The following is a 24778-nucleotide window of genomic DNA, read 5'->3' as shown; positions in this document are numbered from 1 at the left end:
AACACGCTGAGCGTCGGAGCCGCGGCGGGCTGGGTGAGTGGTGGAGGTGCGCCATCGCAGGTGAGACGGGTGTCCCGGGATGTGGACTCCGGGCCGGGGGCTTGAGCGGGTACGGGAACATGGGGGAGGGAAGAACGGTTGAACCCCGCAGACCCCCCGAATTCCCGCTGACGAGGAGCGCCCCGTGTCACTGCCCCCGCTGGTCGAACCGGCCGACGAGCTGACCATCGACGAGGTCCGCCGGTACTCGCGGCACCTGATCATTCCCGAGGTCGGGATGGCCGGCCAGAAGCGGCTGAAGAACGCCCGGGTGCTGGTGATCGGCGCCGGCGGCCTGGGCAGCCCGGCGCTGCTCTACCTGGCCGCGGCCGGCGTCGGCACGCTCGGCATCGTCGAGTTCGACACCGTCGACGAGTCCAACCTGCAGCGCCAGATCATTCACGGCCAGTCCGACGTCGGCAAGTCCAAGGCGCAGTCGGCCAAGGAGTCGATCCTCGAGACCAACCCGAACACGAACGTCGTCCTGCACGAGACCCGGCTGGACAACGACAACGTCTTCGAGATCTTCGAGCAGTACGACCTGATCGTCGACGGCACCGACAACTTCGCCACCCGGTACCTAGTGAACGACGCCGCGGTGCTGCTCGGCAAGCCGTACGTGTGGGGCTCGATCTTCCGCTTCGACGGCCAGATCAGCGTCTTCTGGGCCGAGCACGGACCGTGCTACCGCTGCCTGTACCCCGAGCCGCCGCCGCCCGGCATGGTCCCGTCCTGCGCCGAGGGTGGCGTGCTGGGCGTGCTGTGCGCGTCGGTCGGCGCCGCCCAGGTGACCGAGGCGATCAAGCTGCTCACCGGCATCGGTGACCCGTCGCTGGGCCGGCTGAACATCTACGAGGCGCTCGACCTGAACTGGCGCTCGCTGAAGGTCCGCAAGGACCCGAACTGCGCGATCTGCGGCGAGAACCCGACCGTCACCGAGCTGATCGACTACGAGAGCTTCTGCGGCGCGATCACCGAGGAGGCGGCCGACGCGGCGGCCGGCTCGACGATCTCGGTCAAGCAGCTGAGCGAGTGGATCAAGCTCAAGGACAACGGCGAGAAGGACTTCGCGCTGATCGACGTCCGGGAGCCGAACGAGTACGAGATCAACCGGATCCCCGGCTCGGTGCTGATCTCGAAGGCGGACTTCCAGACCGGCGTCGCGCTGGAGAAGCTGCCGCAGGACAAGCAGCTCGTCTTCCACTGCAAGTCCGGCGTGCGCTCGGCCGAGGTGCTGGCGATCGCCAAGGGCGCCGGCTTCTCCGACGCCGTGCACGTCGGCGGCGGTGTGGTCGCCTGGGTCGACCAGATCGACCCGTCCCAGCCGTCCTACTGACCCTCCCGGCCCGGCCCCCGTCGTACTCCGGTACGCCGGGGGCCGCGCTGTTCTCGAGGCCGTCGGCGGTCGGTGGGTCAGCTCTGGTCGGCGGCGGGGCGGGTGGAGCGGGACCTGCGGGGCAGGATGCTGGGGTCCTTGCGGCCGCGGCCGACGTCGATGCCGCGGTTCTGCATCTTCAGGCTCATCACGACCGCGCGGGCGGCCGAGGTGTCGAAGATGCCGAACTTGTACGGCTGGTCGGGGTCGCCGACCTCCCAGTACGGGACCTGGAGCTCGCCGCGGCGCAGGTAGTACGCCGCGGGTTCGGCGCCGGCCGCGACGCGGGCCGCGTCCTGGGCGCAGGCAGGGACCTTGCGCGTCCCGCCGGTCGGCGGGGTCCACACCACGTCGACCGCCGACGGACCGTGCTCAGGGTTGAAGAAGCACGGCACCCTGCGCTCGGGAAGCGGCCGTCCGGTCGCTCGGGCCTGGACGCAGGCGACGGCGTACCGGCCCTCGACCAGGGTGTCGACGACGCCTCTCGCGGCTTCGGTGGTCGGCAGCGCGGCGACAGCGCGTTTGGCCTGCTCGTACGCGTCCAGCGCGGACTGGTAGTCGGCCCGCGTCGCCGCATCCAGGTCGCGGCCCTGCAGCACCTCGCCGAGGCGGCTCAGCTGCTCACCGAACAAGGTCACGTCCTCGCCGGCGCGCCGGCGAACGTCCTGGAGCTCCTGGTCCCGGCGCCGGCCGGCGACCCTGCGGGCCCGCAGGTAGCTCCCGACCGCGGCCGCACCCCCACCGCCCAGCACGAACAGCAGCCACTCCATCCTGAATTTTAACGTGCTGCCTCGGCTCGTGCCCGGCTTCGAGCCGCCCAGTGTCCCCGTGGCCGCGTACCGTCGGAGCATGTGCCGAAACATCACTGTCCTCCGGGGTCTCGAACCGGCCGCCAGCTCCGAGGAGATCTACGCGGCCGCCCTGCAGTACGTCCGTAAGGTGACCGGCGTCGGCTCGCTCAGCGCGACCACCCGGGAGCCCATCGAGCGCGCCGCCGCCGAGGTCGCGCGCATCACCGAGGCGCTGCTGGAGGAGATGCCGGCCCGCCGCGTGCCCCCGCCGACGGTGCCGCCGCTGCGCCGCCCCGAAGTCCGCGCCCGCCTCGGCCTCGACTGACCCACCGACGCCGCGCCGGTCTCCCGGGCCAAGGGGTAGGTTGCCGAGTGGGAAACCCCTTACCCGGGAGGCATGATGCGGTTCGCGATCAAGACCAGGCCGGAGCACACCACGTGGCAGCAGCTGCGGGACGTCTGGGTGGCCGCCGACGACTACGAGATCTTCGAGTCGGCGTGGCACTGGGACCACTTCTACCCGCTCACCGGTGACCTGGCCGGCCCGAACCTGGAGGCCTGGACGACGCTCGCCGCGCTGGCTCAGGCGACCAGCCGGATCCGGGTCGGGTGCCAGGTGACCGGCATGATCTACCGGCATCCCGCGGTGCTGGCGAACATGGCCGCGACCACCGACATCATCTCCTCCGGCCGGCTCGAGCTCGGCGTCGGCGCCGGCTGGAACGAGATCGAGACCGCGGCGTACGGCATCGAGCTGCCGCCGCTGAAGCAGCGCTTCGACCGGTTCGACGAGGGCGTCGAGGCGATGATCGCGCTGCTCACCCAGAAGGTCGCGAACTTCGACGGCCGGTACGTGCAGCTCACCGACGCGTACTGCGAACCGAAGCCGGTGCAGACGCCGCACCCTCCGATCACCATCGGCGGCAAGGGCCCGAAGCGCACCCTGCGCGCGGTCGCCCGCTGGGCCCAGCAGTGGAACGTGATCGTGCCGGGCCCGGAGGACTGGAAGCCGCTCAAGCAGATCCTGGTCGAGCACTGCGACGAGCTCGGCCGCGACGTCGGCGAGATCACCTGCTCGGTCAACGTCCGGATGGAGCCCGACCAGCCCCTGGACGACGCGGTCGCGGCCGCCGCGGCGTACGGGGAGGCGGGCGTCGACCTGGTCGTCATGAACCTTCCCCACAACGCCCCGCCCTCGATCCTCGACCCGCTCGCCAAGGCCCTCGCCCCGCTGGCCTGAGCGCGCGCATGGTCCGGCCCGGGCGCTAGCGTGTGCGGGTGGATCGGGAGGAGTACGTCGAAGCAGTGCTGCGGGCCGTCGAGTCGATCCCGCCGGGCCGGGTCGCGACGTACGGGGACATCGCCGCGTACGTCGGGCAGGGCGGTCCCCGGCAGGTCGGCGCGATCATGCGCGAGTACGGCGGCGGCGTGCCGTGGTGGCGGGTGATCCGCGCCAGCGGCGTGCCCGCCGACGAGGTGGTCGACGACCAGCTCCAGCTGCTGCGCGGCGACGGGGTGCGGGTCACCGACGGCAAGGTCGACCTCCGCGCGGTCCGCTGGGACCCCGAGGACTGATCCCGGCGTCCGCAGTCCGGCCGTCTCGGCCCAGGGCGTGTTGATCAATTCCCTGCGTGCTGCGCGGCACCCGGCACGGCACCTCGCCGCACTGGGCACCTGCTCGCGACTGCAGGGAATTAATCAACACGCCCTGGTGGGGGTGGGCGGCGCGGATTGTCGGTGGGGTCTGATGGGATGTGACGGTGGTCAGCAGAACAGGATCCCGCTACCGGCTCGTGAAGCCGCCGGGCCGTGTCGAGGGGCCGGCCCCTGCGCCGGTTCTGGATGCTGATCAGCAAGCTGTCGTGGACCACCCCGGTGGTCCACTGCTCGTTCTCGCCGGGCCGGGCACGGGCAAGACGACGACGCTGGTCGAGGCGGTCGTGGACCGGGTCGCCAACCGCGGGTTGAGCGCCGACCAGGTGCTGGTGCTGACGTTCGGGCGCAAGGCGGCGACCGAGCTGCGGGACCGGATCACCACCCGGCTGGGGCGGACGACGCGGTCGATGCCGTCGATGACGTTCCACTCGTTCTGCTACGCGTTGCTGCGCCGGTTCACGCCCGCGGACGCCTTCGACGTACCGCTGCGGCTGCCGTCCGGGCCGGAGCAGTCGCTGCGGTTGAGCGAGGTGCTCGGTGGCAGCCGGGAGGTCGGCGTCGTGCACTGGCCGCGCAGCCTGCACCCGGCGCTGAAGACGCGCGGCTTCACCGACGAGGTGCAGGCGGTGATCGGCAAGGCGCGGCAGCTCGGGCTCGACCCGGAGGACCTGTCCGCGATCGGGCAGTCCGCGAGCCGGCCGGAGTGGGTCGCGGTCGGCGACTTCTTCGAGGAGTACCTGCAGATCCTCGACCACGAGCAGGTGCTGGACTACTCCGAGCTGATCCACCGCGCGGTGATCCTGGCCCAGCAGCCCGAGGTCCAGGCGAAGCTGCGCGAGGAGTTCAAGGTCGTTTTCGTCGACGAGTACCAGGACACCGACCCGGGCCAGACCAAGCTGCTGCAGGCGATCGCCGGTGACGGCCGCGACCTGGTCGTGGTCGGCGACCCGGACCAGTCGATCTACACCTTCCGCGGCGCGGACGTGCGCGGCCTGCTGCGGTTCACCGAGGAGTTCCCGACCGTCACGGGCGAGCCGGCCGCGCAGATCGCGCTCGCGACGACCCGCAGGTTCGGTACGACGCTGCTGCGCGTGTCCCGCAACGTCGTCAACCGGCTCGGCGTACCGGGCACGCTGGACCGCGAGACCTTCGAGCGGTTCCGCAATCCCGACGCCAGCGGCTGCGTCTTCGGCCCCGGCAAGGTCGAGGCGAATCTCTACTCCACCAGCGGTGCCGAGCTGGAGCACATCGCCGACCTGCTGCGCCGGGCGCACGTGCAGGACGGCGTCGCCTGGCACGACATGGCGGTGCTGGTCCGGTCCGGCAGCCGGTCGATCCCGCCGTTGCGCCGGGCGCTGGCGGCGGCGGGCATCCCGGTCGACGTCGCGGGTGACGAGCTGCCGCTGTCGCGTGAGCCCGCGGTCCGGCCGATGCTGCTCGCGCTGCGCGCCGTCGCCGATCCGGCGACGCTCACCGTGGACGTCGTCCGGGCGCTGGCGCTGTCGCCGCTGGGCGCGATGGATGCCGGGCAGTTGCGCCGGCTGGCCCGCGTCCTGCGCAAGCGGGACCGGGAGGCCGCGGGCGGTCAGCGGCTGCCCCGCTCGTCGGACGAGCTGCTGCGCGAGGCGCTGATGGAGCCGCTGCTGCTGGACGAGCAGGCGTCACCCGCCGAGGCCCGGTTCGTCGCGCTCGGCGAGAGGTTGCTCAAGGCAAGAAACATCCTAACCGCCGGCGCCGCGCCGGACGAGGTGATGTGGTCGCTGTGGTCGGAGTCCCCGTGGCTGCGCCGGCTCCGCGGCCAGGCGAACAGTGGCGGCGAGGTGGCCCGCGCCGCCAACCGCGACCTGGACTCGTTGTGCGCGCTGTTCGACGCGGCCGGCCGAGCCGAGGAGCAGGTCGGCTTCAAGGGCGTCTCGGCGTTCCTGAGCGAGCTGGAGTCCCTCGAGATCGCCGCCGACAACCGGTACGACGCGACCTACCGGGAGAACGGCGTGCAACTCATGACGGCGCACCGCTCGAAGGGGTTGCAGTGGCGGCTCGTCGTGGTGGCGAGCGTGCAGGAGGGGCAGTGGCCCGATCTGCGCCGACGCGGTTCTCTGCTGGAGCCGGACCGGCTCGGTCCGGACGGCCTGGTCGAGCCGTTGTCCGCCGGCGCCCTGCTCGCCGAGGAGCGGCGGTTGTTCTACGTCGCGATCACCCGCGCGCGCGAGCGGCTCATCGTCACGGCCGTGCAGGCGCCCGAGGCGGACGGCGACCAGCCGTCGCGGCTGCTGGCCGAGCTGGACATCCCGGTGAAACTGGTCGCCGGACGGCCGCGGCGCCCGTTGTCCCTGCCGGGACTGGTCGCCGACCTGCGCTGCGTGCTGGCGGACCCGGCGTCCTCAGCCGCGCTGAAGCGGGTGGCTGCCGACAAGCTCGCGCAGCTCGCGGAGGCGACCGACGAGCGCGGCTACCCCCTGGTCCCGACCGCCGACCCGGATCGCTGGTGGGGCGTGCGGGAACGGACCAAGTCCGAGCGGCCGATCGCCGTACCGGATCAGCCGGTGCCGTTGACCGGCAGCGCGTTGACCACGATCGTGGACTGCCCGTTGCGCTGGTTCCTGCAGCGCCGGGCCGGTGGCGAGACGCCGAGTACGTCGGCGATCGGCTTCGGCATGGTGCTGCACACGCTCGCGGACGCGGTCGCGACCGGCACGCTGCCGCCGGACGCCGACGAGCTGAACGGGTGGCTCGACAAGGTGTGGACGCAGCTGGAGTTCGAGTCGGCCTGGATCTCGGACCGGGAGCGGGTCGAGGCGGAGCAGGCGCTGCGCCGCTTCGTCGCCTGGCACCAGGGCCGGCCGGACCGCCGGATGATCGGCAGCGAGGTCGAGTTCAGCGTGCTGCTGCCGGACGCCGACCACCCGGCCGTCCAGGTGAAGGGCCGGATGGACCGGGTCGAGCAGGACGCCGACGGCAAGATCCGGGTGATCGACCTGAAGACCGGCCGGACCGCGCCGACCAAGCCGGCCGTGGCGCGGCACGTCCAGCTGGCGATCTACCAGCGCGCGATCGCGTCCCGCCAGCTGAAGCTGCTCGGCGAGGACGCTGAGAGCGGCGGCGCCGAGCTGGTCCAGTTGCGCCACGACGACAGTGGGCTGCCGAAGGTCCAGGGGCAGGCGCCGCTGGAGCCGGGCGAGAACGGCCGGACCTGGTTGGACGAAGCGGTCGAGGAGGCTGAGGAGATGGTGCGGTCGGAGGAGTTCGTGGCCAAGCGGAACGACGGCTGCAGCCGGTGCGACGTGCGCGGGCTGTGCCCGATCCAGCCCGAAGGCCGGGAGATCGTCTGATGCGCTCCGCTGCGGCGCCCCTGTTCGTCCTGCCGCTGTCCGCCCGCTCTACCGTGTCCGCCCGCTCTGCCGTGTCCGTCCTGTCCGCTGGTCGTCCGGGGAGCTGCTGATGGCTGCCAAGCTGGAGAGCACGGCCGACCTCGTCGACCTGCTCGGCATCCCGTTCAGCGACCAGCAGCTGGAGGCGATCACCGCGCCGCTGGCTCCGGGCGTGATCGTGGCCGGTGCCGGCTCGGGCAAGACCACCGCGATGGCCGCCCGCGTGGTGTGGCTGATCTGCACCGGACAGGTCAAGCCCGAGGAGGTGCTCGGTCTCACCTTCACCAAGAAGGCGGCCAACGAGCTCGACGTCCGGATCCGCGAGGACCTGACCAAGGCCGGCGTGCTGGGCTCGACCCTGCCGCCCGACCAGCACCCGATCCTGGCCGCGCACCTGCGCAAGAACGTGCCGAACTGGGAGCCCGAGGAGCCGGGCGAGCCGGTCGTCTCGACGTACCACGCGTTCGCAGGCACGCTGATCGCCGAGCACGGGCTGCGGCTCGGGCTCGAGCCGGACGTCCGGGTGCTCGCCGACGCAACCAGGTACCAGCTCGCCGGCCGCGTCGTGCGCCGGTCCGCCGGACCGATCCGGTACGCGTCGCACCACGTGCCGACCCTGGTGAACAGCCTGCTCTCGCTCGACGGCGAGCTGGCCGACCACTTGCTGCGCGCCGACGAGATCCGCGACCACGACGAGGCCGTGAGGCAGGAGGTGGCCGCGGCCCCGAAACAGACCGTCGAGGTGAAGAAGCTCGCCGAGACCGCGTTGAAGCGGGGCGAGATCCTGCAGCTGGTCGAGGAGTACCAGGCGTACAAGGCCGAGCGGGGCGTCGTCGACTTCGCGGACCAGATGGCGCTCGGCGCCCGGCTCGCGGAGCAGTGTCCCGAGGTCCCGGCGATCGAACGCTCGCGGTACAAGGTGGTCCTGCTCGACGAGTACCAGGACACCTCGGTCTCGCAGCGGCGGATGCTGACCGCGCTGTTCGCCGGCCCGGATCCCGAGCACGGCCGCGGCCACCCGGTGACCGCGGTCGGTGACCCGTGCCAGGCGATCTACGGCTGGCGCGGCGCCTCGGTCGCGAACCTGGACGAGTTCCCCGAGCACTTCCGCAACGCCGACGGCACGCCGGCCCGGCGGTACGTGCTGAGCGTCAACCGGCGCTGCGGCAGCCGCATCCTCGCCGCCGCGAACGAGCACGCCACCGAGCTGTACGAGCAGCACCCCGGCGTCATCCCGCTGGAGGCGCCGGACGGGGCGCCCGAGGGCGCGATCACGGTCGGGCTGTTCGAAACCCGTTCGCAGGAGATCGAGTGGATCGCCGACTCGATCGTCGCGGCGCACAAGACGCCGAACCGCCGGTGGAAGGACATCGGCATCCTGATGCGGACGAACGTCGACCTGAGCGCGGTGCACGAGGCGCTGATCGCGCGCAAGGTCCCGGTCGAGGTGGTCGGGCTCGGCGGCCTGCTGGCGCTGCCCGAGGTGGTCGACGTGGTCGCCACCCTGCAGGCGGTCAACGATCTCACCGCGAACGCCGCGATGCTGCGGATCCTGACCGGCCCGCGGTACCGGATCGGTCACCGCGATCTGGCCCTGCTGGCGAACCGGTCCCGCGCGCTGGCCGACGGCGGCGACCGCCCGGCCGCCGACGACCTGGTCGCCGCGCTGGACGCGGCCGTCGCCGGGATGGACTCGACCGAGGTGATCTCACTGGCCGAGGCGGTCGACGACCCGGGACCGGCGGGCTGGGGGTACTCACCGGAAGCGCTGGAGCGGTTCCAGGAGCTGTCGACCGAGCTGCGGGAGCTGCGCGCGCATGCGGGGGAGCCGCTGCTCGACCTGGTCCGCCGGGTGATCAGCACGATCGGGCTCGACGTCGAGCTGACCGCGACGCCGGACCACGTCGACTCCGGCCGCCGGGACCACCTGGCCGCGTTTTTGGATGCTGTCGGCAACTTCGTGTCGACCGAGTCGGACGGGTCGCTGGACGGGCTGCTGGCCTACCTGGCCGCCGAGGAGGAGTACGCCGCGGGGCTCGACCTCGCTGTCCCGAGCGAGGCGGACTCGGTGAAGCTGCTCACCACGCACCGGTCGAAGGGCCTGGAGTGGCCGGTGGTGTTCGTGCCGACGCTGGTGAACAAGGTGTTTCCGTCCGACCGCGGCCGGGACAAGTGGACCACCAACGCGAAGGTGCTGCCCTGGCCGCTGCGCGGTGACGCGGACACGCTGCCCGACTTCCACGACCTGTCGAACGCCGGGCTGAAGGCGTTCAGCGACGAGTGCAAGCAGGTGAACTCGCTGGAGGAGCGCCGGCTCGGTTACGTCGCGTTCACCCGGGCCAAGGAGGTGCTGATCGCGACCGGGCACTGGTGGGGACCGACGCAGAAGCGCCCGCGCGGCCCGTCGGCGTACCTGGAGATGCTGAAGAAGCACGCCGGGGACCGGGTGATCGCCTGGGCGCCGCAGCCCGAGCTGAGCGAGGAGAACCCGGAGCTCGCCGAGCAGACCCAGGCCGCCTGGCCCGCGCCGTACGACGCGGAGGCGTACCGGCGGCGGCTGGAAGGAGCCGCGCTGGTGCAGCAGGCCCGGGCGGAAGGGCCGTCGGCGGAGGCCGAGGAGTCGCTGCTGCTGGACGAGCAGGCGACGGTCGCGCGCTGGGACTCCGAGCTGGAGCGGTTGCTGTCCGAGGCAAGGGAAAGCCGGAGCCGCAAGGCGTACGACGTCGAGCTGCCGCGCACGTTGTCGGCGACGCAGGTCATGCGGCTGGCCAAGGACCCGGACGGGCTGGCCACCGAGCTGGCCCGGCCGATGCCGCGCAAACCGAACCGGGCGGCGCGGTTCGGCACCCGGTTCCACGCCTGGGTGGAGAGTTACTTCGGCCAGCAGTTCCTGCTCGACCCCGACGACCTGCCCGGCGCCGCCGACGAGGGCATCGTGGACGACACCGACCTGACCGAGCTGATGGACGCCTTCCGGGTCGGCCCGTACGGCGAGAAGGCGCCGTACGAGATCGAGGCGCCGTTCGCCCTGTCGATCGGCGGCCGGGTGGTCCGCGGCCGGATCGACGCCGTCTACCAGGTGGTCCGCCCCGACGGCTCCCGCGGCTACGACGTCGTCGACTGGAAAACCAGCCGCTCCGAAACCGCCGACCCGCTCCAGCTCGCCATCTACCGCGTCGCCTGGGCCGAACTGCTCGGCATCCCCCTCACCCAGGTCGGCGCCGCCTTCTACTACGTCCGCACCGGCGACATCGTCCGCCCCGACAATCTGCCCACCAAGCAGGAACTGGTCACCCTGCTGAACGATTGACCTTCTGCACCAGCTCACTCGGGGAGATCTCCACGGGGAAAGGCAAGTCGGCGCGGAAGGTTTCGCCCGCCTTCACCGCCGCCCGCTCCAGGTAGACCCCGTCGACCAGCTCGAGGGCGGTCAGCGTCTCGGCCTCGGGGTCGATGAGCCAGTACGAGGTGACGCCGGCTTCTTCGTAGAGGCCGCGCTTCAACAGCAGATCGGTCATCCGGGTGCTGGGCGACAAGATTTCGACGGCCAGTAGCAGCGGACAGAATTCCACACCCTTGGGACGCACGTCCTCAGCTCGACAGACGAGCAGGTCCGGTTGCAGGGAACGCTGCTTGCTCGGCCGGAAATCGAAGGGCGCGAAGAAGACCTCTAAATCTTCAGGACACCCGTCCAGAAGGCGCACGAAGAGGTGCCCCGCGACGCGCTGGTGAATCGCCAGCGGAGCTGGAGTCACAAGCAGCTGCCCGTCGACCAGCTCGTACCGCATCCCGTCGTCGGGAAGTTCGTCGAGGTCCGCCAGTGTGAACGCGCCAGGCTGAAGAGTGTGCACGACTTCCATGGTGCCTCCTTCGTGGACATGCGACCAGCATCGACCCCACGAACCTCATGGATGGTCCATTCGGCCGATCTGCCCTGATCTGCCCCCGGATCTGCCCCACTGTGCCCCGTTCACCCCGTCAGTTCCGCCGGGGTCAGCGTGAGGGGAAACGGCTGGGAGACGGTGTGCGCTTCGTCGGCCTGCACGACGGCAGTGCAGACGTAGTGAGCCTCGGCGAGCTCCAGGACGGTGAGTTCCTGGCGGTCCGGGTCGAGCAGCCAGTACGACGGGACGGCGAACCGTTCGTACTGGGCTCGTTTGTGGACCACGTCGGTGATGCGGGTGCTGGGGGAGAGCACCTCGACGGCGACCAGGAGGCGCGTGGTGTGCCGAAGGCCCGCGTCGGCGGTGCGGCAGACGAGCAGGTCGGGGCGGAGAGTGTGCGGCGGAGTCGGGCGGAAGTCGAGGGAGCCGACGGCGACGCGGAGGTTGGGTGGGGCGGCGTGCTTCAGCTTCACCATCAGCGCGACGACGGCCGTGTGGTGGAGTGGCGGCTGCGTGCCGGTGACCTGCAGCCGCCCGTCCATCACCTCGTACCGCCGGCCGTCGCGGCGTGGCGCGGGCTCGGCGACAGTCTGGGCGTTCCTCATTGGTCTCACCCGACCAGCTTGGCCGGGCCCGCCGATCCGCCGCGGTAGTTGTCCACAGACCACGGATCAGCCCGCGATCGGATTCTCCAGCGTGCCGACGAACTGCAGCGAGTTCGACAGGTCGGTGAGGTCGACCATGTTCTGGTTGTTGCGCAGCTGCAGCCGGTTCAGGCAGGACAGCGCGAACTCCGGCGCGAACATGTCGTACCGCGCGAAGGCATCCGCCAGCTCCGGCGTCGCCGCCTGGTAGTCGCGCACGGACTCGCCCACGACCGACCAGAACTCCTCCGGCGTCAGCAGCCCTTCCCGGTCCAGCAGCGGCGACAGGAACCGAAAGATGCAGTCGAACACGTCGGTGAAGATGCTGAGCAGCTTCTCGTCGTCCGGCACGTCGGCGGCTCGCACGCGCTCGGCATCCGCGGGCAGCTCGGTGTCCGGGCTCAGCACCGCGATCTCCTCGGCGATGTCCTTCATGATCACCCGGGTCGGCACCGCGTCGCGCAGTACGAGGATCAGGTTCTCGCCGTGCGGCATGTAGGCGAGCTCGTAGGCGTAGAAGCAGTGCAGCAACGGGATCAGGTAAGCGTCCAGGTAGCGGCGCAACCACTGCGCGGGCTCCAGCCCCGACGCGCGGATCAGCGCGGCCGCGTGCGACGAGCCGTGCCGGTCGACGTGCAGCAGACTCGCCATCGTCGCGAGCCGCTCCCCGGAGTCCAGCGCCGGCACCGGGCTCTCCCGCCAGAGCGCCGAGAGCATCTTCCGGTACGGCGAGGTCTTGGCGGTCGCGGCTTCGTAGTACGTGTTGTGGTAGCCGACCGCGGCGATCTCGCGCAGCACGGTGAAGCCGTAGCGCTTCAGCACCACGTCGTTCTCGACCAGGTCGTGCACCCAGTCGTTGATCGCCGGCGTCTTTTCCATGTACCCCGGCGACAGGCCGCGCATGAAGCCCATGTTGAGCACCGACAGCGCCGTCTTCACGTAGTGCCGCTCCGGGTGCGACCGGTTGAAGAACGTCCGGATCGACTGCTGCGGCTGGTAGTCGTCGTCGCTGGTGCCGACAGGGATGATGTGCCGCTGCGCGACGTCGGCCGCGAAGGTGACCGAGGTCTTGTTCTCCCACTGCCACGGGTGCACCGGCATCAGCCGGTAGTCGGCCGGGTCCTCGCCGACCGCCCTGATCCGCTCCGCGAACCGCTGCAGCACCGGCGTACCCAGCTCCTCGCGCAGCAACGCGTCGTACGAGATCGTCGAGCTGTGCGACACCGTCGCCCGGTCCTTGCGTACGGCCAGCCAGGCCAGCCGGACCGCCTGGCCCGCCTCGGGTGCGAAGGCCCGGTAGTCCGTCACCCCGAAGCCGAGCCGGCCGTTGTTGGCTACGAAGCACGGGTGGCCCTCGGTCATCGCCGCCTCGATGGTCTGGAAGTCGGCGGTGACCAGGTCGGCCGCGGTGACGTCCGGCTTCGCCAGCTTGTACGCCGTACTCGCCAGCGTGCTGCTGATCTCCTCCAGGTACACCGGCAGCATCTCCGCGCCGATGCCGAGCTGGTCGTGCCACTCGGTGATGAAGTCCAGCGCGTCCAGCGGGGCGTCGGCTCCGGCGATCGTGCGCGTGATGCTGGCGGCGTCCACCTCCCAGTGGAACAGCGGGTAGCGCCGCGCCTCGAAGTAGTACTCGCTGGTCGCGTTGGCCAGCGTGTAACCGTTGCCGGTGGCCACTGGTTCGAGGATGCGCTCGTGGGTGAACTCGGCCAGCGCCTTGCGGACCAGGGCCCGGTTGGCCGCGGCCCAGCTGTCCGGGGTCAGGTGTGCGGTCGGGTCGGTCATCTCAGCCTGCCTCGTTCATCTGGACTGCTTCGGCGTACTGGTCACGGGTGCAGAAGCTCAGCCAGGACTGCTTGTCCGGCAGCTGCACGATGCTGTGCTTGCGGAACCCCATCCGCTCGTTCAGCGCCTGGATCTTGGTGTTGCGCACGTCGGGCTCGACCACCACCCGGTCCACCAGCGGATCGCTGAACAGGTAGTCGAGAATCGTCTCGAACACCGCGCCGGTGAACCCTGCCAGGTGCTCGCCGGGCGCGGGCGGTGCTACCAGGACGTGCATGCCGACGTCCCCCGGCGCCTGGTCGTACACAGCCCCGACCGCGTCGTACGCCGGGTTGTAGCGCTCCATCAGGAACGCCGGACGGCCGTCGTGCTCACCGAGCAAGGCCTGGTGGTGGCCGGTCTGCTCGATCCGCAGGTACTCGGCGTGCACGTCGGCGACCGACGCGTCCAGCAGACCCCAGTACCGCGCGTACGGCTGGGTGACCCAGCTGTGCAGCACCGGGACGTCGGTGTCCAGGTCGAACGGGCGAAGGCTGAGGGTACCGATCCCGGCGATGTACCGCCGGAAGCTCGGTTCGGGCACAACACGACTCATGGCGGACTCTGCTTTCGAGGGGGCGGCCTGTTAGCTAAGGCTTACCTTAGTAGATCGTCGGGAGTCCGCTGAACCGGGGTCCGGCCGGTGGGCCCTCGACGGACGGGGGGACCTCGCAGGTAGGCCGCGCGGCTGATGACCGGTGGAAGAGGGCCGTCCTAGGTTGGTGCACATGTTGATCGCAGAGGACCTGTTGCTGCTGCTGCTGTACGACGACGAGACCGGCAAGCCGCTGACCGGGTCGCCCGGGCTCGACTACGCGCTGGCCGGGGCCGTGGTGGTCGAGCTGACGCTGCTCGGCAAGGTGGACATCACCGGGCCGGGGGAGGAGGTCAAGGAGGGGCGGCTGAAGATCGCCGACGCCTCGCCGACCGGTGATCCGCTGCTGGACGCGCGGCTGGCGTTCCTGGCCGAGAAGGCCGGCAAGAAGCCGAAGGACGTGATGGGCAAGCTGTCCAAGAAGCTCCGGGACGAGGTGCTGCAGCGGCTGGCGCAGCGCGGCATCCTCGAGGCGGACGAGAGCAAGGTGCTGGGGCTGTTCCCGGTGACCCGCTGGCCGGCCAAGGACGCGCAGCACGAGGGCGACCTGCGGGCGGCGCTGGGCAACGTGCTGAAGCTGGGCACCCAGCCGGACGAGCGGACCGGCGCGCTGATCGCCCTGCTGAGCGCGCTCAACGTGGTGCCGAAGGTGATCACCGACGCGGTCGACCGCAAGGAGCTCAAGCGCCGGGCGAAGGAGATCGCGGACTCCGACTGGGCCGCGTCCGCCGTACGCCGCGCGGTGCAGGACATGCAGGCAGCCGTCACCGCGGCCATCGTCGCCAGCTCCACCGCAGCCGCCTCCAGCAGCTCCTGACGCCGTACGGCGCTCTGGGGGGCTGTGACCGGGTGGGGGGTTAGCCTGCCGGGCGTGAGAACGGTGAGGCGGGTGCGGTCCGAGCCTGGTGGGCTGGTGGATCTGGAGTTCAGCGCGGATGGCTGGACGGCGCGACAGATCCAGGGGTCACGGCCCGACCTGGCGCAGTGGTGCGCCATCTGGATGGGCGTGGCCCTGGGACTCGCCTTCCTGGCGAAGCAGGCCGAGCTCGACGCCCTGGTGAAGGTCCTGCTGATCGCGGCCGGAGTACTGCTTGCCATCGCGCTCCTGCTGGTCGCGCTGGAGTTCGTCGGCACGCTGATCGGGGTCGCCTGGATGACCGGCAGTGCGCTGACCCGCGGTGGCCGCCGCAAGCTCCGGGCCGAGGCCAAGGGCATCATCGACGACCTGAACGAGATGTCCAAGGCGCCGGAGACCATCCAGGCCGTCCGGGTCCGCTCAGCGCACGTACGCCGTGAGCCGCGGGGGACCGCCGTCGAACTGCTGCTCGACGACGGCTCCACCCGTCGCTACCTGCGCTACCGGCCGGGACTGGTCGACGCCTTCAGGCAGTTGCTCGGCGACCGGCTCAGCAAGGTCTGAGGGCTACTCCGCCTGGCAGTTCGCCGTGCAGAGCTTGTCCATCAGGCTCAGGTGCGCGCCCGGCTCCTCGGTGTCCACCTCGACCGACAAGTCGACCTGCCAGTCACCGGCGGTGGTCTTCGCGGCCGTCTTGCCCGACTGCTGACCGAACCACTCGGTGATCTGCTGCGCCGGAGCGATGTGCGCGATCTCCAGCACCCGGGGCAGCGCCTTGCCGATGTCCGTGGTCGCCTGCTCGGCGGTCCCGAGCGAGTGCAGCGACACCACCGGTGGGCGCTTGTGATTCCCGGTCAGCACCCAGACGGCCACCGGGGCCGCCGTACAGATGGCGTAGTCGCCGTCCTTGCCGCACTTGTAGCCCGCGCCGGTCAGTCCGGAGACCACCTGAGACGCGGAGAGGTCGCCGGCCGGAGCCGACGGGGTCTGACTCGCCTGGCTCACCGCGGAGGACGTCGCGGTGGCCGGGGCCTCACTGGACGAACTGTCGTCGCTGGAGCAGGCCGTGGTACCGATGAGCAGGGCAGTGCTCACCAAGGTGACGGCGTACCGGTTCAGACCGGCACCTCGACGGCCGCGTCGAGCGCGATCGTGATCATCTCGGAGAAGGTGGTCTGCCGCTCCTCGGCCGACGTCTCCTCCTTGGTGATCAGGTGGTCGGACACCGTCATGATGCCGAGCGCCCGCCGGCCGAACTTGGCGGCCAGCGTGTAGAGCGCCGACGCCTCCATCTCGATGCCCAGCACGCCGTACTCCGCGGTGCGCGAGACCAGGTCCGGCCGGTCGTTGTAGAACAGGTCGCCGGAGAACACCTGGCCGACGTGCACGTTCAGCCCGGCGGCCGCGGCGGCGTCGGCGGCGGCGCGCAGCAGCTGGTAGTCGGCCGTCGGCGCGTAGTCGATGCCGTGGAAGCGCAGCCGGTTCATCTGCGAGTCGGTGCTGGCCGACATCGCCACGATCACGTCGCGGATCTTCACCTTCTCGGTCAGCGCGCCGCAGGTGCCGACCCGGATCAGCGTCTGCACGTCGTACTCGGCGAACAGCTCTCCTGCGTAGATCGAGGCCGACGGCTGACCCATGCCGGAGCCCTGCACGGAGACCCGCTCACCCTTGTAGGTGCCGGTGAAGCCGAACATGTTCCGGACCTGGTTGTACTGGATCACGTCGGTCAGGTACTCCTCGGCGATCCACTGGGCCCGCAGCGGGTCACCGGGAAACAGGACCCGCGGAGCGATCTGCCCCTTCTCGGCGGCGATGTGAATACTCATGCCGGGATGCTCTCACGCTGACCGGGGTCTATATGTTGGGCCCGTGGCCTACTCGATCGCTCCAGGTTCCCTCGCCCTGTCCCGTGCCGTCCTGGACCGTGCTGCCGATCGCCGGCGGGACGAGGGGTGGCTGGAGAAGGCGTGGGCCGCGCCGGACACGCAGGTGGCGCTGGTGCTGGGCGACCAGCTCGCGGTGACGCCCGAGCGCACCGCACTGCGCTTCGTGACTCCGGCGGAGGCGCCGGAAGGCACCAGGGTCTTCCTGGGCATGGACCGGGAGGCCGGGGCGGGTCAGACCGCCGAGGGGCGCGCTGTGTTCGCCGTACTGTCGCCTGGGGAGCCGGACGAGTCGTACGCCGGCCTGCGGGAGATCGGTGGCGTGCTGGACGACCGGGAGGCCGGCATCGCGGTCAACGTGGTCGGCCTGGTCAACTGGCACGCGGTCAACACGCACTGCTCGAACTGCGGCGCCCACACCGAGGTCGCGGACGCCGGCCACCTCCGGAACTGCCCCAACTGCGGAATGCACCACTTCCCGCGCAGCGACCCGGCCATCATCGTGCTGGTCACCGACGACCAGGACCGCGCTCTGCTCGGCCGCAACGAGAACTGGCCCGAAGGCCGCTACTCCACCCTGGCCGGCTTCGTCGAGCCCGGTGAGTCGCTGGAGGCCGCGGTTCGCCGCGAGGTGCTCGAGGAGAGCGGCGTCGTGGTCGGCCCGGACGTCCAGTACGCCGGCAGCCAGCCCTGGCCGCTGCCCGCCAGCCTCATGCTCGGCTTCTACGCCCGAGCCACCGCCTTCGACATCGAGGTGGACGCCGACGAGATCGTCGACGCGCGCTGGTTCAGCCGCGACGACCTGCGCGCCCAGATCCAGTCCCAGGACGTCGCCCTGCCCGGCAACATCTCGATCTCCCGCCGCCTCATCGAAGGCTGGTACGGCGAGGAGCTCCCGGGCAGCTGGTAGCCAGCAGCACGACGCGGCGCCGGCCCAGGGGGCGCGGCGCCGCGTTCGTCGTACTGGGGGGAGGGGTCAGGCGGCCAGCTTCTCCGCGACCTGGGCCAGGCTGGGGTTGGTCATCGCGGTGCCGTCGGGGAAGACCACGGTCGGAACCGTCTGGTTGCCGTTGTTGATCTTCTCGACCAGCTTCGCCGCCTCGGGCACCTGCTCGATGTCGACCTCGGTGAACTCGATGCCGGCGCGCTTCAGCTGACCCTTCAACCGGTGGCAGTAACCGCACCAGGGTGTCGAGTACATCGTGAATGCCGCCATCGTGGCTCGCTCCGTCTCTGTCGTGGCCGGGCCGCGAAGCTGTCCGCCGGCCCGTCTAGGGTTGACCCGTCCTAGCGAAGAACCACAGCGACAGGGGTCCTGTTCCCGCATGTCTCAGCCCGTGAGCGATATCACACAGGTCGCCTCGAGCCGGTCGGCCGACGCCCTGCTCGAGGCCCTCGACCCCGAGCAGCGCGCCGTCGCCACCGCCCTGCACGGACCGGTCGTGGTGATGGCCGGGGCCGGCACGGGCAAGACCCGCGCGATCACCCACCGCATCGCGTACGGCGTGCGCACCGGTACGTACGACCCGGTCCGGGTGCTCGCGGTGACCTTCACCCAGCGCGCCGCCGGCGAGATGCGCGGCCGGCTCGCCCAGCTCGGCGCGGACGGCGTCCAGGCCCGCACGTTCCACTCGGCCGCGCTGCGCCAGGCGAGGTTCTTCTGGCCGAAGGTGTACGGCTCCGAGCTGCCCCCGATCGCGGACCGCAAGTTCCCGCTGCTGACCGAGGCGGCCGGGCGCTGCCGGGTCCGGGTGGACACGCCCGCGCTGCGCGACCTGGCCGGTGAGGTCGAGTGGGCGAAGGTGAGCAACGTCCGGCCCGACGACTACGCCCGGATCGCGCCCCGGTCCGGCCGCGCGCTGGCCGCGTTCGACCCGGCCACGATCGCGCGGATCTTCGCGGCCTACGAGGACGTGAAGCTGGAGCGCGGCCGGATCGACCTGGAGGACGTGCTGCTCTGCGCGGTCGCCCTGCTGGCCGAGGACGAGCGGGTCGCGGCCGAGATCCGCCGCCAGTACCGCACGTTCGTCGTCGACGAGTACCAGGACGTCAGCCCGCTGCAGCAGAGCCTGCTCAACCTGTGGCTCGGCGGCCGCGACGACGTCTGCGTGGTCGGCGACCCGGCCCAGACCATCTACTCCTGGGCCGGCGCCGACCCGGAGAACCTGGTCCGCTTCGCCTCCAAGCACCCGAACGCGACCGTGGTCAAGCTGGTCCGCGACTACCGGTCGACGCCGCAGATCGTCGACGTGGCGAACAAGGTGCTCGACGCCACCGGCTCGGCCGGACTGCCCGGCCGGGTCACCCTGCGCTCCCAGCTCGAGCCGGGCCCGGAGCCGACGTACCGCGAGTACTCCGACGAGGTCGCTGAGGCCGACGCCGTCGCCCGCGCGATCCAGCGCCTCAAGGACGGCGGTACGGCGCTGCGCGACATCGCGGTGCTCTTCCGGACCAACGCCCAGTCGGAGAACTTCGAGCAGGCGCTCGCCGAGCGGAAGATCCCGGCGGTGCTGAAGGGCGCCGAGCGGTTCTTCGAGCGCACCGAGATCCGGCAGGCGGCGATGCTGCTGCGCGGCCAGGTCAAGGCGGGCGACCCGGGTGACGACCTGGAGGAGACGGTGCGCGGCGTCCTGGCCGGCGCCGGCTGGAGTCCCGAGCCGCCGGCCGGCAAGGGCGCGGTCCGGGACCGCTGGGAGTCGCTGAGCGCGCTGGTGACGATGACCTCGGACTTCGCGGCCGCGCACCCCGAGGCCGGGCTGGCCGACCTGATGGCCGAGCTCGACCGGCGGGCGTCGATCCAGCACGCGCCGCTCGCCGAGGGCGTCACGCTCGCCACGCTGCACACGGCGAAGGGTCTGGAGTGGGAGTGCGTGTTCATCGTCGGCGCGCACGAGGGCACGCTGCCGATCAGCTACGCCCAGACGCCCGCGCAGGTCGAGGAGGAGCGCCGGCTGTTCTACGTCGGGGTGACCCGGGCCAAGCGGCAGCTGTTCATCAGCTGGTCGACGTCGCGCTCGCCGGGCGGACGCGGTCAGCGCGGCCCGACCCGGTTCCTGGACCCGGTCGGCGTCCGCGGCGCGACCCGGCCCGCCTCGGAGTGGCAGCCGTCGCCGGGACGGACCGGGCGGGAGCGGTCCGACAAGCCGATCCCGAAGTGCCGGGTCTGCGGCCGCGGCCTGCTCGAGGCCGGCGCCCGCAAGCTCGGCCGGTGCGAGGACTGCCCGTCGCAGATGGACCAGAAGCTGTACGACGCGTTGTTCGAGTGGCGGGCCGAGCGGGCCGCAGAGGAGAACATGCCGGCGTTCGTGGTGTTCACCGACGCCACCCTGACCGCGATCGCCGAGGCCCGTCCGACCGACGAGCGGGAGTTGCTGCGCATTCCCGGCATCGGCCGGACCAAGCTGACGAAGTACGGCGAACCGGTGATCACTATCTGCACTCGTCAGTAATGCAAACCTGAACTGTCCTTCAGCGTCTGCCGGTGTGCGGCAGATGTCGGGAGAGGGACCCCGGGCAACGGCCGGAAATCTCTTGCAGGCTTGGCGGTCCGCGGCGCACAGTAGTGCAGACGTTTCTGCTGACAGCAGACGCGCTCCGCGCCCGTGGCATTTAGGTGACAGAGGCAACGATCCCGGAGGGTGCCGGACACGCCCCGGAGCGTGCCGGACGGTGCGCCGGCGACAAGTTCCCGCCTGTCCGGCGGCAACTTCCGGCCAACTTCGCAAACTGGCGATAAATAGTTTGCAGCCCTCGCGCGCCTCGGCGTACTGTTCTTTCTGCGGTCACGGGTGTGGCCGAAAACTTCAAACTACAGCGACCGAGCTTGCCGCCCGTTCGCGACAACGAGAGGAGGTGCCCTGGAAATGATGACGAACATGATCATGAAGCCGAAGTTCGTCGGCGCTGCGCTGCCGTGTGCCCAGATCCCGGGTGCCGTCTCGCGTCTGCACGTCGAGACCGTTGTCCTCACGGCCACCGCTGTCGCCCCGATCCAGGGCGGAGCTGTCGGCGATGTGAAGCGTGGCGGTTCGGGTTCTCGATCTTGGAGTCCACCGGTCTGACTCTCGAAGTCAGCCGGCACCTCCGAGGCCGCGGAACCCACCAAGGGTCCCGCGGCCCTTTTGTTTGTCAGCCCAAGTTTGCCGGCCATCAACCGGTGGTCGGTTCGGACGACAAGAGATCAGCAAGACAGTCACTAGGAGGTGACCGGAATGAGCGTGAGCTTCCTCGATGCATTCACCGAGGTGGCCGCGTCGCAGGACCTGCCCTGTCGGTCCTACGCGCCCGAGCTTTTCTTCGCAGAGTCCCCGGCGGACGTCGAGTACGCCAAGTCTCTGTGCACCACGTGCCCGCTGAAGGCGGAGTGCCTGGCCGGCGCGCTCGAGCGCTCCGAGCCGTGGGGAGTGTGGGGTGGGGAGCTGTTCGTCCAGGGAGTGGTGGTTCCGCGCAAGCGGCCCCGTGGACGTCCCCGCAAGAGCGACACCGTGACCGCTGCCTGACATCCGCCCCAAGAAATCGAGACACCAGCCATGAACCCGAACCAGACTGCCAGGAGCATTCAGATGAACCTACTGCCAGAAGACCTCGCCCGTGCTCACTGTCGATCTAGGATGAACGACGCCGAGCAGAACCGGCGCTTCCGTCTGTCGAGCCAGCTCGTCAAGGCGCAGAAGCAAGCCGAGCGGGCCACCCGGCGCGCGGAGAGGGCCAGCGCAAAAGCGCGCCTCACCCTCGCCCGCCTGGTCTGATCCACCCGGACGCCGATCCACCGGCCGGACCACGACGGTCCGGCCGGCCGGCGACCAGCACACCGGCTGACGCGGCCGGAGCCGATCTCCACCACGCCGCGTCCGCCCGAACCTCGCGGTCGACCGCCCCGGCACAGGGCGGTCCTCCCGCGGCGGCCCACCTGCCGCCGCGGGCGACCGCATCCCAGCTCGCCGTGCAGCCCCGGCACAGGGGACGGAGCGCTGCACGCCCGAGCTGCCCGAGGGGCGGCATCCAGTTCGGATGCCGCCCTTCGTGCTGTTTGTCGGCTGGTACTTCCTGTTTGTCGGCTGGTACTTCGGCCCACGCAGTCCCGCTTCTGCTCGCTGTCGCTCGCGCGGGGACTGCTCCTACCCACCCGGAGCGCGGGGACTGCTCCCGCCCACCCGGAGCGCGGGGACTGCTCCCGCCCACCCGGAGCGCGGGGACTGCTCCCGCCCACCCGGAGCGCGGGCTCCTGCGTCGTCCGGTTGGCGAGAGACGGTGGTCGCGGGGTGCGAGGTCATTCGCCGTGGGCGGCGGGGCGGCGTCGCTCGGCTGGTTACGTCGGTCGCCGGGTCGAGTCGGGCGAGCGGCGCACCTACCGTGTCGGCGTCGAGGTCGTGGCCGGGCGGTGAGGTTGGGCGCCTGTGGTCCGCTCCGAACTGGCGCGCACGCCGAAGCTGCACCTCCCCGCATCCAGCCGAGGCCACCACTTCGGGGGAGAACCCTCCAAGTTGTGGCTTATGGGCCGGACAAACCGAGGGAGAACCCACCTGCTGAGGGGATCTCCCCTCAGATGCGCTGGGCCGGGGCGATCCCGTCAGCAGGCCGGGCCGACGCGTAGTCCAAGCCGGGGCTGGCCGCGGCAGCGCTTCGGCCGGGTCGGGGCTGGCATCGGCGACGCTTCGGCCGGGTCGGTGCGGGCCGGTGCCGGCCGCGGCAGCGCTTCGGTCGAGGCGGCGCTCGCCTCGGCAGCGCTTCAGCGGGCCGGTGCTCGCCTCGGCGACGCTTTCCCTAGGCGGGGCTTCGGCGCGGCGAGGCTTCGGCTGGGCGGGTTGTTGTCGGCGCCGCTTCGACGCAGTGATCCGGCCCTCCGCCCGACCGTCCGCCGAAGAGTACGATCTCCGCCATGTTCTCGAAGGACAGCAACCGTGTCCGCGCCTGACGCGGCGCCGGTCTGCGCGCTCTGTGGTCAGCGGGCAGAGGGCGGCGACGTACCGATCACCTGGATGACGTCGGTCGAGAACGGCCGTCGGCTCGTGTACTGCGACCGCTGCGCCCGGGAGAACGTCCGCAGCATCGAGGGCAAGCTCGACAGCGCCTGGTGGTGAGGCTCAGGGCCGTGCCTAGTCCTCGTCGGTGAAGCCGGGCAGGAACTCCTCCAGCACCTCGCGGAACGGCGCTTTGGCCTCCAGCTGGGACAGCACGGCGATGCCGCCGATCCAGACGCGGTGGATGAGCAGGTACGACGGCGGCATGTTGAGCCGCAGCGCCAGGGACGCGTTGGGGGAGCGGAAGTCGCCGGTGCGGTTTGCCTGCTCGCGCATCCAGGCGCGGCTGAACTGGAACGTGTCGGCGCGGGCCGGCTCCGCGAACGGGGCCAGGTAGTCCATCAGCTGGTCCGGGTCGATCTCCATCCGCGGCTTGATGAAGCCTTCGGCGCGCAGGCCTTCGAGCACCGCCGCGCCGTCGCCGTTCAGCGAGATGCGCAGTAGCTGACCGATCGCCGGCGGTAGGCCGTCGGGCAGCCGGGCGCAGAGTCCGAAGTCGACCACGCCGAGCCGGCCGTCCTCCAGGACCCGGAAGTTGCCCGGGTGCGGGTCGGAGTGCAGCAGCCCGGCCAGCCGGGGACCGCTGAACATGAACCGGACGTACTTCAGCCCGATCTCGTCGCGCTCCTGCTGGGTGCCGTCGGCGATCACCGACGACAGTGGCCGGCCCTCGATCCACTCGGACACGATCACGGTGGGGGAGTGCTTCACCACCCGCGGCACCAGGAACTCGGGGTGCCCCTTGAACGCGTCGGCGTACTGCTGCTGCGCCTGGGCCTCGCGGTCGTAGTCGAGCTCCTCGCCGATCCGCTCCTGCAGCTCCGCGATCAGCGGCTTCATGTCGAGGCCGGGCACCATCGTGCCGAACGTCCGGGCGAACCGGCCGAGCTGGCGCAGGTCGGCCCGCAGCGCCTCCGCGGCACCGGGGTACTGCAGCTTCACCGCGACCTCGCGGCCGTCCTTGAGCACGCCCCGGTGCACCTGGCCGATCGACGCGGCGGCGGCCGGCTTGTCGTCGAACTCGGTGAACCGGTCGCGCCAGCGCTTGCCGAGCTCGCGGGACAGGATCGTGTGCACGGTCGCGGCCGGCATCGGTGGTGCGGAGTCCTGCAGTTTCGTCAGTGTCGCCCGGTACGGCGCCGCGAACTCCTCCGGCATCGCGGATTCCATCAGGCTCAGCATCTGGCCGAACTTCATCGCGCCGCCCTTGAGCTCGCCCAGGACGGAGAACAGCTGGTCGGCGGTCCGGCGCTGGAACTCGGCCATCACCGCCTCGGCGGGCGCACCGCCGATCCGTTTGCCCAGCCCGAGCGTCGCGCGCCCGGCGGCACCGAGCGGGAGGCTGGCGAGCTTCGCGGTACGGCTCAGCGCCTTGCGGGGGAGGTCGGACACGTCCCCATTCTGTCGGTCGACCCAAATGCGCACCCCGGCGGGGGCGCCGGCGCGTCCCCGATCGGCCGCCGGACGACGAGGGGCGGTGGCCCGGCCGAAGCCGGACCACCGCCCCTACGACTTGGTGCGTCAGGCCTTGCCGAGGATCCGGTTCAGGTTCGTACCGCACTCGGGGCACTTGGCCTTGGCCATGCGCGTGCCCTTGTCGTTGACCTTGACCTCGCCGTCGGCGGTGCGCTTGGCCTTGCACTTGACGCAGTAGAACTCGCCGCTCCAGGTCTCTGCCATGAGGGCCCTCTCCTTGCTCTGATACCAGCCGGGACGTTTCGTCCCAGGCCGTCGTGGATGCTAACGGCAGACCGTCCTGCCGTGAGGCCGTTCGGCCCAGTCGGGATTCACCCTACGGCAGGCTGAGCGTGGCTCAAGCGCACCTGTCGGTCCGCGTGCC

23 protein-coding genes are annotated in these 24778 nt (G+C 70.8%); 13 read left to right on the top strand and 10 right to left on the bottom strand.

Features of this window, described 5'->3' with window-relative positions:
* The first annotated feature begins 184 nt into the window (after window positions 1-184).
* Window positions 185-1375, top strand: coding sequence for an adenylyltransferase/sulfurtransferase MoeZ (gene moeZ / locus KFLA_RS26530; RefSeq protein ID WP_012922921.1), 1191 nt, complete (start codon window positions 185-187; stop codon window positions 1373-1375).
* A 77-nt stretch (window positions 1376-1452) separates the two neighbouring features.
* Here the strand turns inward: moeZ and KFLA_RS26525 are convergent, their stop codons facing one another.
* Window positions 1453-2184, bottom strand: coding sequence for a hypothetical protein (locus KFLA_RS26525; protein WP_012922920.1), 732 nt, complete (start codon window positions 2182-2184; stop codon window positions 1453-1455).
* 79 nt (window positions 2185-2263) lie between these two features.
* Here KFLA_RS26525 and KFLA_RS26520 point away from each other — a divergent pair, with 79 nt between their 5' ends.
* The 5 genes from KFLA_RS26520 to KFLA_RS26500 all read left to right on the top strand — a co-directional run bounded on the left by KFLA_RS26520 (window position 2264) and on the right by KFLA_RS26500 (window position 10539).
* Window positions 2264-2530: a DUF2277 domain-containing protein gene (locus KFLA_RS26520; RefSeq protein ID WP_012922919.1), complete on the top strand. Its 267-nt coding sequence runs from the start codon at window positions 2264-2266 to the stop codon at window positions 2528-2530.
* A gap of 75 nt (window positions 2531-2605) precedes the next feature.
* The gene (locus KFLA_RS26515; protein ID WP_012922918.1) at window positions 2606-3445 is read left to right on the top strand and encodes a TIGR03560 family F420-dependent LLM class oxidoreductase; all 840 of its coding nucleotides are present in this window, start codon (window positions 2606-2608) and stop codon (window positions 3443-3445) included.
* 38 nt (window positions 3446-3483) lie between these two features.
* On the top strand, window positions 3484-3780 hold the full coding sequence (locus tag KFLA_RS26510; RefSeq protein WP_148256740.1) for an MGMT family protein: 297 nt from the start codon (window positions 3484-3486) through the stop codon (window positions 3778-3780).
* 287 nt (window positions 3781-4067) lie between these two features.
* Entirely contained in the window at window positions 4068-7190 is a 3123-nt protein-coding gene (locus KFLA_RS26505; RefSeq protein WP_237706601.1) for an ATP-dependent helicase, read from the top strand.
* 109 nt (window positions 7191-7299) lie between these two features.
* Window positions 7300-10539: an ATP-dependent DNA helicase gene (locus KFLA_RS26500; protein ID WP_012922915.1), complete on the top strand. Its 3240-nt coding sequence runs from the start codon at window positions 7300-7302 to the stop codon at window positions 10537-10539.
* Here KFLA_RS26500 and KFLA_RS26495 read toward each other — a convergent pair.
* The 4 genes from KFLA_RS26495 to KFLA_RS26480 form a co-directional block, all read right to left on the bottom strand.
* Window positions 10520-11089: a Uma2 family endonuclease gene (locus tag KFLA_RS26495; protein WP_012922914.1), complete on the bottom strand. Its 570-nt coding sequence runs from the start codon at window positions 11087-11089 to the stop codon at window positions 10520-10522. The two genes, KFLA_RS26500 and KFLA_RS26495, sit on opposite strands and share 20 nt — an antisense overlap.
* A 110-nt stretch (window positions 11090-11199) precedes the next feature.
* Complete coding sequence (locus KFLA_RS26490) at window positions 11200-11718, bottom strand: Uma2 family endonuclease (RefSeq protein ID WP_012922913.1); 519 nt, start codon at window positions 11716-11718, stop codon at window positions 11200-11202.
* Window positions 11719-11784: 66 nt separating this feature from the next.
* Entirely contained in the window at window positions 11785-13542 is a 1758-nt protein-coding gene (locus KFLA_RS26485) for an IucA/IucC family protein (protein WP_012922912.1), read from the bottom strand.
* A 1-nt stretch (window position 13543) separates the two neighbouring features.
* Window positions 13544-14137: a GNAT family N-acetyltransferase gene (locus KFLA_RS26480; protein WP_012922911.1), complete on the bottom strand. Its 594-nt coding sequence runs from the start codon at window positions 14135-14137 to the stop codon at window positions 13544-13546.
* 172 nt (window positions 14138-14309) lie between these two features.
* Between KFLA_RS26480 and KFLA_RS26475 the strand changes: the two genes are divergently transcribed.
* Both KFLA_RS26475 and KFLA_RS26470 read left to right on the top strand, forming a co-directional pair.
* Window positions 14310-14993, top strand: a complete 684-nt coding sequence (locus KFLA_RS26475; RefSeq protein ID WP_012922910.1) for a GOLPH3/VPS74 family protein — start codon at window positions 14310-14312, stop codon at window positions 14991-14993.
* A gap of 54 nt (window positions 14994-15047) precedes the next feature.
* Window positions 15048-15596, top strand: a complete 549-nt coding sequence (locus tag KFLA_RS26470; RefSeq protein ID WP_237706600.1) for a hypothetical protein — start codon at window positions 15048-15050, stop codon at window positions 15594-15596.
* A gap of 3 nt (window positions 15597-15599) precedes the next feature.
* On the opposite strand, the gene KFLA_RS26465 is transcribed toward KFLA_RS26470, so the two are convergent.
* Together KFLA_RS26465 and deoD are read right to left on the bottom strand one after the other, a co-directional pair.
* Window positions 15600-16127 (bottom strand): hypothetical protein, encoded by a 528-nt coding sequence (locus tag KFLA_RS26465; RefSeq protein ID WP_012922908.1) that lies wholly within the window; start codon window positions 16125-16127, stop codon window positions 15600-15602.
* Between the two features lie 20 nt (window positions 16128-16147).
* Window positions 16148-16861 (bottom strand): purine-nucleoside phosphorylase, encoded by a 714-nt coding sequence (gene deoD, locus KFLA_RS26460; RefSeq protein WP_012922907.1) that lies wholly within the window; start codon window positions 16859-16861, stop codon window positions 16148-16150.
* A gap of 43 nt (window positions 16862-16904) precedes the next feature.
* Here deoD and nudC point away from each other — a divergent pair, with 43 nt between their 5' ends.
* On the top strand, window positions 16905-17828 hold the full coding sequence (nudC, locus tag KFLA_RS26455; RefSeq protein ID WP_012922906.1) for an NAD(+) diphosphatase: 924 nt from the start codon (window positions 16905-16907) through the stop codon (window positions 17826-17828).
* Between the two features lie 66 nt (window positions 17829-17894).
* Here nudC and KFLA_RS26450 read toward each other — a convergent pair whose 3' ends face one another.
* Window positions 17895-18134, bottom strand: a complete 240-nt coding sequence (locus tag KFLA_RS26450) for a mycoredoxin (protein ID WP_012922905.1) — start codon at window positions 18132-18134, stop codon at window positions 17895-17897.
* 109 nt (window positions 18135-18243) lie between these two features.
* Between KFLA_RS26450 and KFLA_RS26445 the strand changes: the two genes are divergently transcribed.
* The 4 genes from KFLA_RS26445 to KFLA_RS26425 all read left to right on the top strand — a co-directional run bounded on the left by KFLA_RS26445 (window position 18244) and on the right by KFLA_RS26425 (window position 22998).
* Window positions 18244-20367 (top strand): ATP-dependent DNA helicase UvrD2, encoded by a 2124-nt coding sequence (locus tag KFLA_RS26445; protein ID WP_012922904.1) that lies wholly within the window; start codon window positions 18244-18246, stop codon window positions 20365-20367.
* A gap of 762 nt (window positions 20368-21129) precedes the next feature.
* Window positions 21130-21417 (top strand): WhiB family transcriptional regulator, encoded by a 288-nt coding sequence (locus KFLA_RS26435; protein ID WP_012922902.1) that lies wholly within the window; start codon window positions 21130-21132, stop codon window positions 21415-21417.
* 111 nt (window positions 21418-21528) lie between these two features.
* Window positions 21529-21666 (top strand): hypothetical protein, encoded by a 138-nt coding sequence (locus KFLA_RS37610; protein WP_012922901.1) that lies wholly within the window; start codon window positions 21529-21531, stop codon window positions 21664-21666.
* A 1152-nt stretch (window positions 21667-22818) separates the two neighbouring features.
* On the top strand, window positions 22819-22998 hold the full coding sequence (locus KFLA_RS26425; RefSeq protein WP_012922899.1) for a hypothetical protein: 180 nt from the start codon (window positions 22819-22821) through the stop codon (window positions 22996-22998).
* 15 nt (window positions 22999-23013) lie between these two features.
* On the opposite strand, the gene KFLA_RS26420 is transcribed toward KFLA_RS26425, so the two are convergent.
* Together KFLA_RS26420 and KFLA_RS38475 are read right to left on the bottom strand one after the other, a co-directional pair.
* On the bottom strand, window positions 23014-24330 hold the full coding sequence (locus KFLA_RS26420) for an ABC1 kinase family protein (protein ID WP_041289494.1): 1317 nt from the start codon (window positions 24328-24330) through the stop codon (window positions 23014-23016).
* Between the two features lie 129 nt (window positions 24331-24459).
* Complete coding sequence (locus KFLA_RS38475) at window positions 24460-24618, bottom strand: DUF5679 domain-containing protein (RefSeq protein ID WP_012922897.1); 159 nt, start codon at window positions 24616-24618, stop codon at window positions 24460-24462.
* Window positions 24619-24778 lie beyond the last annotated feature (160 nt).

The organism is Kribbella flavida DSM 17836, from assembly GCF_000024345.1.
Taxonomy (GTDB): Bacteria; Actinomycetota; Actinomycetes; order Propionibacteriales; family Kribbellaceae; genus Kribbella; species Kribbella flavida.
The sequence above is the reverse complement of the archived record's forward strand: the minus strand, read 5'-3'. Positions and strand labels throughout refer to the sequence as shown.